The 14804-nt window shown below is 64.2% G+C and carries 6 protein-coding genes; 5 read left to right on the forward strand and 1 reads right to left on the reverse strand.

The features are described 5' to 3' along the window. Positions 1 to 80 precede the first annotated feature (80 nt). A complete protein-coding gene (locus tag ABQJ54_RS01530) occupies positions 81 to 3344 on the forward strand; it encodes an autotransporter domain-containing protein (RefSeq protein ID WP_367852520.1) in 3264 nt (1087 codons plus the stop codon). Positions 3345 to 3812: 468 nt separating this feature from the next. Here ABQJ54_RS01530 and ABQJ54_RS01535 read toward each other — a convergent pair whose 3' ends face one another. Further along, on the reverse strand, positions 3813 to 5990 hold the full coding sequence (locus ABQJ54_RS01535; RefSeq protein WP_367852521.1) for an ABC transporter ATP-binding protein: 2178 nt from the start codon (positions 5988 to 5990) through the stop codon (positions 3813 to 3815). Positions 5991 to 6449: 459 nt separating this feature from the next. Between ABQJ54_RS01535 and ABQJ54_RS01540 the strand changes: the two genes are divergently transcribed. From ABQJ54_RS01540 to ABQJ54_RS01555, 4 genes are all read left to right on the forward strand, one after another. Beyond that, on the forward strand, positions 6450 to 7898 hold the full coding sequence (locus ABQJ54_RS01540) for an efflux transporter outer membrane subunit (protein WP_367852522.1): 1449 nt from the start codon (positions 6450 to 6452) through the stop codon (positions 7896 to 7898). Positions 7899 to 7900: 2 nt separating this feature from the next. Beyond that, positions 7901 to 9067: an efflux RND transporter periplasmic adaptor subunit gene (locus ABQJ54_RS01545; RefSeq protein ID WP_367852523.1), complete on the forward strand. Its 1167-nt coding sequence runs from the start codon at positions 7901 to 7903 to the stop codon at positions 9065 to 9067. After that, a complete protein-coding gene (locus tag ABQJ54_RS01550) occupies positions 9064 to 12183 on the forward strand; it encodes an efflux RND transporter permease subunit (RefSeq protein WP_367852524.1) in 3120 nt (1039 codons plus the stop codon). The genes ABQJ54_RS01545 and ABQJ54_RS01550 overlap by 4 nt, the downstream gene beginning before the upstream one ends. A 419-nt stretch (positions 12184 to 12602) precedes the next feature. Beyond that, on the forward strand, positions 12603 to 14312 hold the full coding sequence (locus tag ABQJ54_RS01555; RefSeq protein ID WP_367852525.1) for an RICIN domain-containing protein: 1710 nt from the start codon (positions 12603 to 12605) through the stop codon (positions 14310 to 14312). The last annotated feature ends 492 nt before the right edge of the window (positions 14313 to 14804 follow it).

Here is a 14804-nt window from a genome sequence, read left to right on the forward strand (position 1 = left end):
AGTCGACCGGTTCGCATGCGCGGTGCCGTGATCAGCACCGCAGAAACCGGATCCAATAGGGAAACCAGGGGATTGAAACGATGAATCGCTCGTACCGGGTGGTCTGGAATGTCGCTTTGGGGGTCTGGCAGGCCGTATCGGAACTGGCGATGTCGCGCGCCAAGAGAGCCGGTATGGGAGGCGGGCACAAACTCCGGCGCTGTACGGCAGCGATAGCCCTGTCACTGAGTCTCGTTGCGCCGTTAGCGCACGCGGCCAACGTGCTTCTTGTGGGGAAGGGGGGTACTGGGGGCGGCGATGGTGGCACGGGCACCATACGCGGCGGCAACGGAGGGGCAGACTTTTTCCTTCCAGGCTCAGGCGGTGCCGGCGGTATTCCCGATCCAACGCAGACGATCACCAGTCCAGCCAATGGCAGCAGCCTTCTGGCAGCCTACGATTATGTCGGCATTGGCGGTGGCGCGGGTGGCGGGGACGGTGGCAACCTGGGCGGCATCAATGGAGGCAACGGCGGTGCGGGGGTGCTCAACCTCGACGGGACAGCACTGAACGTTACCAGCACACTGCTGATCGGAGGGGCTGGCGGCGGCGGCGGCTCGGGGGGAGCCGGTGGTACCCGCGGAGGTAACGGTGGCACGGGCGGCGATGGAACGCTCACGGCTACCGGCGGTGCAGTCCTCACCGTCGGCACCCAAGTATACATTGGCGGCCTCGGTGGCACGGGCGGCAACTGCGGCTGCTCCGGCAACGGAGGGGCCGGCGGTGCAGGCGTACTCAACCTGGGCGATGCCAGCACGCTCATCCTGACCGGCGCCAACCTCACCATCAATGGCAACGGTACGCTCAATATCGGCAACGCCACAGCCAACGGCACGACCGCCGGCACGATCACCGGGTTGGCTGGCAGCATCACAAACGCCGGCACGATCAATTTCAACCAGTCCGACGCAGCCTACACATTCTCCACGTCCATTGCCGGTACTGGCCGGGTTGTGCAGAACGGCAGCGGCACGACTTTCCTGACCGGGTCGAATTCGTATTCTGGCGGCACGACCATCAACGCTGGGCTCATCGATTTCGCCAACGGCGGCAACCTGGGCACGGGCAACGTCACCTTGAATGGTGGTGGTCTACAGTGGGCCTCCGGAAACACGACCGATATTTCCAGTCGCTTGAATGCGCTGGGCGCGGGCGGCGGCACGCTCGACACCAACGGCAATAACGTGACGCTGGCAGGCGGCCTCAGCGGCACGGGTGGCCTGACGAAGACGGGCCTAGGCACGCTGACGCTGACCGGCGCCAGTACATACTCGGGCGGCACGAACCTCAATAGCGGCGGGCTCGTTGTCGGAAACAACGCAGCACTGGGCACAGGCACCTTGAACATCGGTGGCCAGGTAGTGCTCGATTCGACGACGAACGTGGTGCTTGGCAACACGATCAATCTTGGCGCGGGCACCGCGCTTACCATCGGCGGCGGCAGCGCCCTGGAACTGAGTGGCGTGGTCTCCGGCGCTGGCAATCTCGTGAAGTCAGGTGCGGCGGTGACGACGTTGTCCGGCGTAGACACATACACGGGCGCCACAACTATCAATGGCGGCACCCTGGCGCTGTCCGGGGCAGGTCGCCTGGCCGCCGCCACCAGCGTGGCGCTGGCCGGCGCCGGCGCGACGCTCGATCTGTCGGCTGGGAGCAGCCAGTCGGTGGCACATCTGTCAGGTGTGTCGGGTAGCCGGGTGACGCTTGGCGCCAACACGCTGACGCTAACCGACAACACATCGCAAACTTTCGGTGGCAGCCTGGCGGGTAGTGGCGGCCTCGTTAAACAAGGTTCCGGCACACTCATACTCAACGGCACGAGCAGTGCATTCACCGGCACCACGACCATATCGGGCGGCACGCTGGCCGTTGGCGATGCAGACAACGTCAGCGCGGTGCTGGGCGGCAACGTGCGGGTCGATACACAGGGCACGCTGCGTGGCCACGGCGCCATCGATGGCGACGTCGTGAGCGATGGCACTGTATGGCCGGGCGGTTCGGTGGGCGTGCTGACCATCAACGGCAACTACACTCAGAACGCCAGCGCCACCCTGCAAATCGACGTGACGCCCACGGAAGCCTCGCAGCTACTAGTGCACGGCAGCGCTACGCTCGATGGAACGCTTAGCCTTATCTATGCACCAGGTACCTATACAGCTACGACTTACACGTTGGTGCAGGCCGACGCGCTGACGGGCAAGTTCGCCAGCACGACGTCCAGTGGTGCAGTGCCGACGATGCTATCTTCGACGGTGACGTACACCCCGACGCAGGCGAACCTGGTACTCACCTCCCCGACACCGCCGAACTCGACCACCGTGGTCACGCCGCAAGACGGCGGGTTCTACTCCAACGTCATGCAAGCCGCCAATTTGATCGGTCAGCAATCGATGACCACTGTGCTCGATGCCACCTTGCGTCCGGCCGATGTGTCATGCGGCAACGGCGGCTCGGCGCAGGCGAACACTGTGACACCATCGTGCAGCAACGGCCTGTGGGCTCAGTACAGCGGCAGCAGCAACGAACTCATCGGCAACAACGGCCTCAACAGCACAGCCTTTGGTCTGCAGGCCGGCGCCGACATGGCGACGGGTGAGTTTATACACGTGGGTGTGGAAGCGGGCCTCGATCGAATCAACAGTAGCAGCCGCAGTGGCAGCTACGGTCACGTCGACAACATGCATGGAGGCATCTATGTGTTCGCCGATGCCGGTCCGCTGGTGATATCTGGCATGGTCGACAAAGCGCGCGGCATCTATCGCCTGTATCGCCAGACCGGTATCGGCCACGCCTCGGCCAGCCCGGATGGCGACACTACGGCTGCTGCGCTGCAGGTCGCATGGTCGATCTCGGCGGCGCAATGGCAGGTGACGCCGATGGTGGGCGCACTGTATCAGCATCAGCGTCTGGAGGGCTTCCACGAAACGGTGAATGGCACCAGCCCTCTCGCGTCGGCGTTCGCACTACAAGGCATGGACAGCGCGTACACCACCATGCAGCCGTATGCGACCGTGTCGTTTACGCGTCCGTTCGTGGCAAGCGGCATCAGCTATGTGCCGCAGTTCGTGCTGGGCTACCGCTACGATGCGCGCAACAACAATGGCGCGGTCGTCGACACGCTCAGCCAGGACGGCACTTCGTTTGCGCCAAGGAGTGATGCGATGGGTCGTGGCATGACTACAATGGGTGCACGTATCACTGCGCAAGCAGGCGCTTCGTGGAGCCTATATCTAGACTACCAGGGACAGTTCGCCAGCCACCTCAACGACAACGCATTGAGTCTGGGTTTTTCCAAGGCATTCTGAACAAGCGTGCGGCGGTGAAGCCGGCCATCAGGCTGAGGGGGGCGACAAATCAGGTTTCCGCTCCCTTAATTATTGATGCCGCCGTCAGTAGGTCGGCAACCTGTGCCAAATCATGAACCAGTTACCCAATTGCTTAGGAAGCCGCCTCGTTGACCTAGAATCTCACAATATGGCGATGGCTGACGATTAGCCCGTGTTATCGCGGGTAGGGCGAGGCGGACTTCGAAGGTGGGTACGCTCGATCGGTCGCCTTCTGAACCTTAGAAACGCGGTGGAACCCAAGCTGCCAGGACTATCCGCGATCGCCCCGGTTTGGTACTACCCCGTCGACGTCCCCCGCTTTGAGTAGCGCGTCGGTTTAGAGTCCGGAGTTACTGCCTGCGCGGGAATGACAGCGTGGGAGGTTTTCGAGGTTTGCCTGCCAAGCTGCCGGTCGTTACGGATTGCAGTGGCTTACCAAGTGACAGCTCACCGATATCCCTGCGCCTGCAACGAGAACAGATGTGCGTAGTGGCCGTCCTCGGCCATCAACTGCCCATGATTGCCGCGCTCGATGATGCGGCCGTCCTGGATCACGATGATCTGGTCGGCCATGCGCACGGTGGAGAAGCGGTGCGATATGAGGATGGCGATGCGGCCGCCGGAGAGCTCGCGGAAGTGTTCGAATATGGTGGCCTCAGCCTGCGCGTCCATCGCGGCGGTGGGTTCATCCAGCACCAGGATGTCGGCGCGTGAGCGCATGAAGGCGCGGGCCAGGGCAATCTTCTGCCATTGCCCGCCGGACAGCTCGCGCCCGTCGTTGAACCATTTGCCCAGTGGCGTCTCGAAGCCTGCCGGCAGGTTGTCGATGAAGTCGCTGGCCATGCCCTTGTCGCTGGCTTCGCGCCAGCGCGCTTCGTCATTGAAATGGGTGACATCGCCGGCACCGACGTTCTCACCCACGCGCATCTGATAGCGGGCGAAATCTTGGAAGATCACCCCGATACGCTGCAGCAGGACGGATTCATCCCACTCGCGCAGATCGGTGCCATCGAGCAGGATGCGGCCACTGTCAGGCGAGTACAGGCGCGTGAGCAGCTTGATCAGGGTGGTCTTGCCCGAACCGTTCTGGCCTACCAGGGCCAATGATTCGCCGGGACGGATATGCAGGTCGATGTCGCGCAGTGCCGGTTCGCCGGCGCCGGGGTAGGTGAAACTGACCCGCTCGAAGCGGATGCCGTCCTCGGGTGTGGCGCCATGCCGCACGGTGCCGGTGGCTGCGGGCACGGGCGTTTCCAGATACTCGTACAGCGTGGACAGATAGAGGTTGTCTTCGTACATGCCGCCGATCGCCGACAGCATCGCGGATACCGCCGACTGGCCCTGACGGAACAGCGACAGATACATCGTCATCTGGCCCAGGGTGATGCGCGCCATCACGGTGCTGGCGGCGATCCATGCATAGGCGCCGTATAGCGCCAACGTGCCGAGCAGGCCCAGGCCGAAGCCCCAACTGTCGCGACGCACGGCCAGATCGCGATCGGCGCGATACAACATGTGGAAGATGTCGCGATAACGCTGCAGGAACAAGGGGCCAAGGCCAAACAGCTTCACTTCCTTGGCGTGGTCCTCGCGGGCCAGCACGGTTTCCAGATACAGCTGCATGCGTGTTTCCGGAGAGCGCCAGCGGAACAGCCGGAACGCATCACCGGAGAATTTCGTCTCGGCGAAGAATGACGGCAAGCCGGCCAGCAGCAACACCGCTACCGCCCACGGCGAGAACTGAAACAGCAGGCTGCCGTAGCTAAGCAGTGAGATCGCGTTCTGGCCCAGGCCGAATGTTCGGGTGATTAGTGACAGCGGCCGACTCGACGCCTCGCGTCGCGCGCGGGTGAGCTTGTCGTAGAACTCCGAATCCTCGAAGTGCGCCAGTTCGAGCGTCAGCGCCTTTTCCAGGATCAACACATTGACGCGTTGGCCCAGTTGCGCACGCAGCAGCGACTGGCACAACGACAGGCCGCGTTGCGCACCGGCCATCGCCGCCACTAGCACGCCCTCCAGCACCACCCATTCGAATACCGATCGCAGTGGGGCTGTCCCGTGCGCTGCCCACAACTTGCTGGCACCGAGCACGGCGTCAACGATGTGCGCGCCAACGTAGGCAATGCCAGCCGGTAGCAGGCCGGCAATAAGAGTGAGCAGGGCCAGCGCGATGGTCAGCGTGCGGCTGGTGCTCCAGACCAGTTCCAGCGCACGCCCGCTGTACCGGAACACGCCCAGAAAACTTCGGGCGAGTTCTTTCGGTGGAGCGGCAGGGGCTGCGTGAGGCGGCACAGGGGAGGTGTCGTGAAGCGTGTGGCGGGGCGCGAAGCTTTCGAGATGGGGGCCGTGTCGCCTCAGGCAAGCTTGTGCGTGCGATTGAACGCACGGTGGGGTCACTGCCTGGGAACCTGCTGAAGAGTTTGCAGTCGGGTTTGTCTTGCGATTGGCCCGTGTTATCGGGGGTACGAAACCAGCGCGGGTGTCAGGAAAAGCTGCCGCGCTTGAAACCTCGCTCGCCAAAGCCAGCGCCCGCACGAGAGCGAAGCGCACGTCCCGGTCGGTTGGATCGTCGAAGGCTGCCAAGGCTAAGAAACCAACAAAGTGAGTCAGCAGCTTGCTGACCACAATGTCCGGTGAACCCCGATAGTGCAGAGAACCGAGGGTTTGGCTGCACTAAAGCGCTGGATCCAGCGCAATTAACCCCTGGGGAATGCATTTATCTGTTGGACCTGCAGACCGACACTCCAGGCCAGCTTCTTGAATTTTACATAATATACATTATGCGCAATAAAGGATGCCCGCGAGCAGGAAACCGACTCCGCTGCCGTCCTGCCTCCAGGCTCCCTGCCTGTGCTCGTCATGTGGCGCAAAAAATTTCACCGTTGCCGCTCCTTTCCTCAGGGAATATCTTCAGCGACTTGTGCTCATCGATATGTTTGCTGGAGCCGGCCTGTCGCCCAGAGTCGACCATGATCGAAGACACCAGGTTCGAACTGTCGTGTTACTTGTCAGAACGATGCATGAGGAGTGTGCGGGTCCACCATGATTGCCTTGTCGTTCGCCCGAGTGTCCTTGCGGCTTGTCATGCCGGTGGCTGCATCGTTGCTGCTGGCAGCCTGCGCAGTCGGTCCGGACTTCAAGGCGCCTGCGCCGCCCGCCGTCAATGGTTACACGCCCCATCCGGTTTCGACGACAGCGGCCACACCGGATGTGGCCGGCGGCTCTGCCCAGCATTTCGAGCCGGGCGCGGATATTCCCGGCGACTGGTGGACGCTGTTCCATTCCGAATCGCTCGATGCCCTGATCAAGCAGGCGCTGGCGCACAACCATGACCTGAAGGCCGCGCAGGCCGCCTTGCGCGTGGCGCACGAGAACATGCTGGCCCAGCGCGGCGCGTTCCTGCCCAGCGTATCGGCGGACCTGTCGGCCAGCCGCCAGCGCCAGGCCGGTTCGCTGGCGCCGGTGCCCAATTCCAACGCCTTCCTGTACAACCTGTACACGCCGCAGCTCTCGATTTCCTATACGCCCGATGTGTTCGGTGCGAACCGGCGCTCGGTCGAGTCGCTCAAGGCGCAGGAGCAGGCCGCGCGCTTCCAGATGATCGCGACCTGGAACACGCTGGCCTCGAACGTGGCGGTGGCAGCGATCCAGCTGGCGTCGCTGCAGGCCCAGGTCGACACCACGCGACAACTGGTCGACGCGAACACGAAAATGCTCGACATCCTGCACTACCAGTACGACAAGGGCTATGCGAGCCGGGTCGACCTAGCCGCCCAGGAGTCGCAACTGGCGCAAACCCAGGCCACGCTGCCGCCGCTGGAGAAGCAACTGGTGCAGCAGCGCGACCAGCTGGCGGTGCTGGCGGGCCGTTTCCCGTCGCAGGCAACAGGAGACCAGATCACGCTGGACAACCTGCACCTGCCCGAGTCCCTGCCGCTCTCCCTGCCCTCGGCCCTGGTAGCGCAGCGGCCGGATGTGCGCCAGGCGCAAGCCGACCTGCACGCCGCCAGCGCCGAGATCGGCGTCGCCACCGCGGCACGACTGCCGAACATCACGCTGACGGCCGACACCGGCAGCACGGCGCTCGAATTCTCCAGGCTGTTCACCGGCGGCACCGGCTTCTGGGACGTGGCGGCAGGCATCACCGCGCCGATCTTCGAGGGCGGCACGCTGCTGCATCAGCAGCGCGCGGCGAAGGCGGCGTATGTCGAAGCTTCCGAGCAGTACCGCAGCACCGTGCTCGCCGCGTTCCAGAACGTGGCCGACACGCTGGCCGCTCTGGACCAGGACGCGAAGGCGCTGCAAGCCACGGCGAAAACCGAGCGGGCCGCCAGGCTGACGCTCGATCTTGCGCTGCGCCAGCTCAAGGACGGCTATGCCGGCAACCTGCAGCTGTTGAACGCCGAACAGTCCTGGCAGCAGGCAAAAATCGCCCTCGTGCAAGCCCAGGCCAACCGATTCGCCGACACGGCCGCGCTGTACCAGGCGCTGGGTGGCGGCTGGTGGCACCACTCCGATTTGAGCAAGCAGTGACGATGAACAAGCCTGCACCGCCCTTCCCCGCCTCCATGCGCCATGGCGCCGCGCTCGCGGTCCTGCTCGCGACCGTCGCGCTTGGCGCCTGCTCGTCCGATACGGGCGCGCCGGAATCCGCAGCCACGACGCCGCACAATGTGACCCTGACCCAGGCGCAGCAACAGAGCATCCAGCTCTACACGGTCGAACCCTCGTCCTATCAGACCGTGACCGACACCACCGGCGTGGTGGACTACGACCAGAACCGTTCCACCGCGGTGCTGGCGCCATTCTCCGGCCCGGTGACGAAGGTACTGGTCAGCCTGGGCGAATCCGTGAAGCAGGGGCAGCCACTGGCGACCGTGGTTTCGCCCGACTTCGCTGCCGCCGTCGACGGCTATCGCAAGGCACTGGCCGCTGCGCGCGCGGCAGCCCAGGTGGCCGCCAACGACAAGGACCTGTACGCCCACCACGCGATCTCGCAGCGCGAGAATGCGCAGGCGCAGTCCGACGCGATCGGCGCCGCATCCGACAGCAACGCGGCACGGCAGGCGCTGCTGTCCCTGCCCGTCGATCCGCAGGTGGTGAAGGCCATCGAGCAAGGCCGCCCGGTGGCGAACGTGCAAGGCGTGATCCGCGCACCGGTCGCCGGCACCGTGGTGCAGCGTTCGATCACGCCCGGCCAGCTGCTGCAGGCCGGCAGCACGGCCTGCTTCACCGTAGCCGACCTGTCGCAGGTGTGGGTGCTGGCCCAGGTATTCGACAGCGACCTTGCCACGGTGCAGATCGGCGACAGCGCCGTGGTGGAAACCGGCGCTGGCACGAAGACCCTGCCCGGCAAAGTGACCAACGTGTCGCCAGAAGTCGACCCCGATACCCGTTCGGTGACCGCGCGCGTGGTGGTGGACAACTCCGGCGACCTGCTGAAGAAGCAGATGTATGTGCGCGTGCGGATCAGCTCCGCCAAATCGGAACGGGGCCTGCTGGTGCCGGTGGCGGCGGTCCTGCGTGACGACGAAAACCTGCCCTTCGTGTATGTGCAGGAAGCGGACGGCAGCTACGCGCAACGCCCGGTGACACTGGGTGTGCGCACAGGCGACCGCTACCTGATCGCCAGCGGCCTGCAGGCCGGCGACAAGGTGGTGACCGAGGGCGGCATCTTCGTGCGATTCATCCAGACCCAATGAGCGAGCTGACTCCGCCGCCCGGAGCGCGTCCGGCCTCCATCATCAACCGCATCGTGGCGTTCGCGCTGGAGCAGCGGCTGCTCGTCGTGCTGCTGTCGTGCGCGCTCACGGTCGCCGGCATCTGGGCCTACAACTCGCTGCCGATGGATGCGTACCCCGATCTGTCGCCACCGATGGCGGAAATCATCACCCAGTGGCCCGGCCACTCGGCGGAGGAAGTCGAGCGCCTGATCACGATACCCGTGGAGCTCGGGATGAACGCGATCCCGGGCCTGGTGACCAAGCGTTCGATCTCGCTGTACGGGCTGTCGGACGTCACCCTGACCTACGCCAACGGCGTCGACGATTATTTCGCGCAGCAGCAGGTGTACAACCGCCTGCCCGGCATCACGCTGCCCAGCGGCGTCGCACCCTCGCTCTCGCCGATGTCACCACCGTCCGGCCTGGTCTACCGCTACGTGCTGCAGAGTTCCGACCGTTCGCCGATGGAGCTGAAGACGCTGGAGGACTGGGTGATCGCGCCGCAATACCGGTCGGTGCCGGGCGTCGCCGACGATTCCGCGTTCGGCGGCGGCAACATGCAGTACCAGGTGCTGCTCGATCCGGTGAAGATTGCGGCGCTCGGCCTGAGCGTGACGCAGATCGAGGCCTCGCTGGGTGCGAACAACAGCAACGCCGGCGGCGGCTTCTATCAGCAGGGCGGCCAGTTCTTCTACGTGCGCGGGCTGGGCCGGCTGGTGACCTTGCAGGACATCGGCAACGTGGTGCTGGCGGTGCACAACGGCACGCCGATCCTGGTGAAGGATGTCGGCACGGTGAAGATCGGCATCGCGCCACGCCTGGGCGAGTTCGGCTACATGGACCAGGACGATGCGGTCGAGGGCGTGATCCTGACGCTGACCGGCTCGAAGACGCAGAACGTGCTGCAGCGCGTCGAGGCCAAGACCAGGGAGCTCAATGACGAGGTCCTGCCGAAAGACGTCAAGATCCACCCGTTCTACGACCTCACCGACCTGATCCAGCAGACCAAGGAAGTGGTGCGGCACAACCTGCTGGTCGGGATGCTGCTGGTGATCGCGGTGCTGGTGTTCTTCCTGTACGACCTGCGCGCCGGCCTGATCGTCGCGGTCACCATTCCGCTGGCACTGATGTTCGCGTTCTGCGGGCTGCACCTGCAGGGCGCCTCGGCGAACCTGCTCTCGATCGGCGCGGTGGACTTCGGCATCCTGGTGGATGCGGCGGTGGTGATGGTGGAGAACATCTATCGCCAACTCGCCCTTCGCCAGGACGGACCGCTGGACATCATCGCCGTCATCCGCGACGCGGCGGCCGAGGTCGATCGCCCGCTGTTCTACGCGGTGGGGGTCATCGTGGCCGGCTTCCTGCCGATCTACGTGCTGAGCGGGCCATCCGGGACGCTGTTCAAGCCGATGGCCGACACCATGATCTTCGCGATCGTCGGCTCGCTGATCGTCACGCTGACCCTGTTGCCGGTGCTGTGCGCGTGGTTCATGCGCAAGGGCGTGCGCGAGCGCCGCAACGCGATCTTCGAGGCCATCAAGACGCGCTATGCGAGATGGCTGGATGCGTGCCTGGCGCATCCGTGGCGGATCACGATTGCCACGGCCGTGCTGCTCGGCCTGTCGCTGCTGCTGGTGCCTTTCATGGGTGCGGAATTCATGCCGCAACTGGATGAAGGCGCCTTGTGGGTACGCGCGACGATGCCCTACACGATCTCGTTCGACGAGGCCGCGAAAATTTCCCCCCAGATCCGCGAGGTCCTGCGTTCGTTCCCGGTCGTCACCACGGTGGCCTCGGAGCTGGCGCGTCCCGACGACGGCACTGATTCCACCGGCTTCTTCAACGACGAGTTCTTCGTGGGCCTGAAGCCGTACTCGGAATGGCATGGCGCCTATCGTGACAAACAGGCACTGATCGCCGCGATCGACGCGAAGCTGCAGAAATTCCCCGGCATCCAGTTCAACTACACCCAGCCCGCCGAGGATGCGGTGGACGAGGCCGAGACGGGCCTGAAGAGCGCGCTGGCGGTGAAGGTGTACGGGTCGGACCTGCGCACGCTGCAGGAGAAAGGCAAACAGATCAAGGCGGCGATGGAGAAGGTGCGCGGCATCACCGACGTGACGCTGGTGCACGAGCTGGGCCAGCCCAACCTCGCGATCAAGATCGACCGCGCCAAGACCGCGCGCTACGGCATCAACGTCGACGACATCAACAACCTGATCAATGCCGCGGTCGGCGGCGACGTCGCGACCGAGGTGGTACAGGGCGAGAAGCAGTTCGACCTGGTGGTGCGCCTGTTGCCACAGTACCGCAACAACCCGCAGCAGATCGGCGACATCCCGGTCGCCACGCCGGGCGGCCAGGAAATCCCGTTGAAGGAATTCGCCAGCATCACGGTCGAGAACGGCGCGTCCTTCATTTACCGCGAAAACGATTCGCGCTACATCGGCGTGCAGTTCTCGGTGCAGGGCCGCGACCTCGCCGGTGCAGTGGAAGACGCGATGGCGCAAGTCACGAAGCAGGTGAAACTGCCACAGGGCTATCATCTCGACTGGGGCGGCGAATACAAGGAATACACGGCCTCGCACCGGCAGCTCAACATCGTGCTGCCGCTCACGCTGGCCGTCATCTTCCTGCTGCTGTTCGCGCTGTACGGCAACTTCAAGTTCCCGCTGATCACCGTGCTCGGTGTGCTGCTGTCGGCGCCGGTCGGCGGCATCGTCACGCTCTGGCTCACGCACACGCCGTTTTCCGTTTCATCCGGCATCGGCTTCCTGGCGCTGTTCGGCGTGTCGGTGCAGACCGCCGTGGTCTACATCTCCTATGTCAACGAGTTGCGGTTGAGCGGCACGCCGATCGACGAGGCCATCCGCGAGGGTGCGATCCTGCGCCTGCGCCCGATCATGATGACCGCGCTCGTGGCCGCGCTGGGCCTGCTGCCGGCTGCCGTCGCGGTCGGCGTCGGCACCGATACGCAGAAGCCGTTTGCGCTGGTGATCGTCAGCGGCCTGTTCACGCGACTGGCGATCAGCATCTTCCTGATGCCTGCGCTGTACAGTCTCGTCGCGCGCAAGGACGACCGCCTGCAGGTATGAGTTGACGCGCCTGGTGCAACAGGCGCGTGAGCGCGCTGACGCGGGCCATCCCCTGCTCCGCCCACCGCGTGCCGCACGCCGCACTTCACTGCGGCGAGAGCGAGCCCATCTCCGGGTTATCCGGATTGCATCACACTTTGATGCATCCACTCCCTGCCCGGGTGCCCGATGGCACCATACTCCGGCAAGGCGATTGTCCAGTCCGGGCATCGCTCCAAGGTGCGCCCGGCGCATGCATGCCACCCGAGTGTCCGATGCGCCATGAGCCGCGAGATCAGGCTCTCCGCGCGACATGACACTGCTCGAACCTTCAGGCACATCGCTGCCGCTTGCGAGTTGAACCAGGGTGGATCAGTGCGTGCTTTCGGCATGCAGGCCGGTGCGTTCCCGATCCGTCCAGTCATGGGGAGGTCGTAGCCATGAAAGCATGCCGCCTGACAAAGTCCCTGCTCTGCACGTTGCTCGTCGCCGCTTCCGCCGGCGCCTGCGGCATTACCTTTGCGTCCGGGGCAAGTCCCACCGCCCAGCAGGGCGCGACAGCGATGCAGGCCCTGAGCAATGCTCCGGGCGACACGGGGCAGTTTCGTTCCCAGTCTGCTGCGGCAGCAACCAGCGGCGTGATTCCCCGTTACGACCACGTCGTGGTCGTCGTCATGGAAAACGCCAGCATCAACAGCATCGTGGGCGACACCGCCGATGCGCCGTATATCAATTCGCTCCTTTCCAGCGGCGTGTACTTCACCCAGTCCTACGCGGAGACCCATCCGAGCCAGCCGAATTACCTGGCCTTGTTTTCCGGATCCACCCAGGGCATCACGGATGACAGCTGCCCGCATACTTTCAACACGGACAACCTTGGCCACCAGCTGATTGCCGCCGGCTACAGCTTTGCCAGCTACTCGGAGACCATGCCGTCGATCGGGTACACCGGCTGCGCATACGGGTCGTCCGGATATGCCCGCCGGCACGACCCGTGGGTGAACTTCAGCAACGTTCCGCCATCGACGAACCTGCCCTTCACCTCGTTCCCGGGCGACTTCACCCAGTTGCCGACATTGTCGTTCGTGATTCCCAACCTGTGCGACGACATGCACGATTGCCCCGTATCGACCGGCGACAGCTGGATGAGCGCACACCTCAGCAGTTACATCGACTGGGCCAGGACCCACAACAGCCTGCTGATCCTGACCTGGGACGAAGACGACGACCTCAGCCTGGCCAACCGGATCATCACGCTGTTCGCCGGCGCGAACATCAAGCCGGGCAGCTATGGAGAGAAGATCAATCACTACAGCGTGCTGCGAACGCTGGAAGACATGTATGGCCTGGCCGCACTCGGCGATGCTTCCACCGCCACGCCGATCACCGATGTCTGGAACTCGGCCGTGCTCGACTTCGGCATGGCCACATCACCGACATCGGTCGGCGTCAGCCAGGGAGCGCAAGCCAGCGACACAGTCACCGTCTCCAGCCTCAACGGCTTCAGTTCGCCGGTCAAGCTGTCCGTCTCCGGTCTTCCGGGCGGCGTGACAGCGACGCTTTCGCCCATCTCGCTGACGCCCGCGAACAACGGAAGCGCCACCTCCGTGCTGACGCTGTCCGCGTCGCCCACGGCCAGCATCGGCAGCGCGACGGTTGTCGTCACCGGCAATGCCGGCTCGCTCAGCCACAACAGCTCCGTCAACCTCACCGTCAATGCGCCCATTGGCGTGGCGTACTGGATCAAGAACATCAACTCGGGCCTGGTCATCGACGATACGGAAAGCTCGACCACCAGCAATACGCGACTGATCCAGTTTCCGGAAACCGGGCACAACAACCAGAAATGGACGCTTGTGCCGAATACCGACGGCTCACGGACCATCAAGAACGCGCTGAGTGGACTGTGCATGGCTGCCGAGAATGCCTCGACATCCGCCCGTGCAGCCGTGGTCCAGGCGACTTGCGCGAGTGGTGCCGGACAGGAGTGGCAGCTCCAACCTCAAGGCAGCGGCTACGAACTGGTCAACCGGAACAGCGGCCAGTGCCTCGATGTGCCCGACTCCTCCACCCTGGAACGCACCAAGCTCATCCAGTACCCCTGCCATGGCACCGCCAATCAGCAGTGGACGCTGCTGCAGGCGAACTGATGGCATGAGCCATGAAGTGCAGTCGGTCTGCCGGATCGATTGCACGCCATCGGAGAAGCAGCGGCCACACACCGCCACGCACCGACGGAATGTATCCAGCTTCGCATCCACGACGACGGTGCCGGGGATTGGCCGGCCGGTTCAGCCAGCGGTTATTCGTCAGAAACCTGAATCGTCGCCCACTACCCACCAAGTGCCCGAATGGCAACATGCGGCGTGATCGATGCCGCGTTGTCGGGCTTCATCGAACACCGGCAAGCCGCATCCGGCCCTGGCTATCGTGCGCCCGGGCCGTTCGCCATCGTCGTCGTGTGCATGCACCCTTCTCCCTGCGTCAACACGGCAAGGCCGTGGCGGCCGACCCAGGCGGGTTGCAGCTCACCATCCCTACACGGATGGAGCTGTACGACTTACCTGATTGCCGGCGCCCGGACACGGAGCGTGACTGTCGTGACAGAGGGCGGGCAGCTTCACGGCGTGATTGCCTGCCTC

The sequence above is a fragment of the Rhodanobacter lycopersici genome (assembly GCF_040812335.1).
Classification (GTDB): domain Bacteria; phylum Pseudomonadota; class Gammaproteobacteria; order Xanthomonadales; family Rhodanobacteraceae; genus Rhodanobacter_A; species Rhodanobacter_A lycopersici.

What these genes read in the sequence shown, in the direction of transcription:
- ABQJ54_RS01530 (WP_367852520.1), top strand. Translation starts at nt 81, where the DNA reads ATGAATCGCTCGTACCGGGTGGTCTGGAATGTCGCTTTGGGGGTCTGG.
- ABQJ54_RS01540 (WP_367852522.1), top strand. Translation starts at nt 6,450, where the DNA reads ATGCCGGTGGCTGCATCGTTGCTGCTGGCAGCCTGCGCAGTCGGTCCG.
- ABQJ54_RS01545 (WP_367852523.1), top strand. Translation starts at nt 7,901, where the DNA reads ATGAACAAGCCTGCACCGCCCTTCCCCGCCTCCATGCGCCATGGCGCC.
- ABQJ54_RS01550 (WP_367852524.1), top strand. Translation starts at nt 9,064, where the DNA reads ATGAGCGAGCTGACTCCGCCGCCCGGAGCGCGTCCGGCCTCCATCATC.
- ABQJ54_RS01555 (WP_367852525.1), top strand. Translation starts at nt 12,603, where the DNA reads ATGAAAGCATGCCGCCTGACAAAGTCCCTGCTCTGCACGTTGCTCGTC.